The sequence below is a fragment of the Desertibacillus haloalkaliphilus genome, assembly GCF_019039105.1.
GTDB lineage: Bacteria > Bacillota > Bacilli > Bacillales > KJ1-10-99 > Desertibacillus > Desertibacillus haloalkaliphilus.
Window position 1 is genome coordinate 1 of sequence record NZ_JAHPIV010000262.1, and the last position, 395, is coordinate 395.

Here is a 395-nt window from a genome sequence, read left to right on the forward strand (position 1 = left end):
GTTCAGGGTGTTGATAGTTAACTTTTTATCATGACAAAATATTGTTATTCTATTACTAAAAATTTTCAATCGCAGAAAAACTATTGTCTTGTTCCGATTAATCGGATAATCTTGTGAGGTTGATGAGATGCAAACTCATCTGAACAACATTGAATGAGGAGGGAACAAGATGTTGCATATTGATAACTTAACGGTTGCTTACACAGCAACCCCAGTTTTTCAAAATTTGTCTGTTGCGTTTAGCCCAGGCAAGATTACAGGTATTATCGGTCCGAACGGTGCAGGTAAATCAACCTTAATTAAGGGGGCACTTGGATTGGTACGTCGTACGGGGAGCGCATCAATCGATAGTCGGCCGATTAAAATGGTACGTCGTAAAGTTGCGTATGTTGAGC

Annotated in this window: 1 protein-coding gene; it reads left to right on the forward strand. The window is 39.5% G+C overall.

The features are described 5' to 3' along the window. Nucleotides 1–169 precede the first annotated feature (169 nt). Nucleotides 170–395 (forward strand): ATP-binding cassette domain-containing protein (locus KH400_RS21845; RefSeq protein WP_217228214.1); only part of this gene is annotated, 226 nt, incomplete at its 3' end.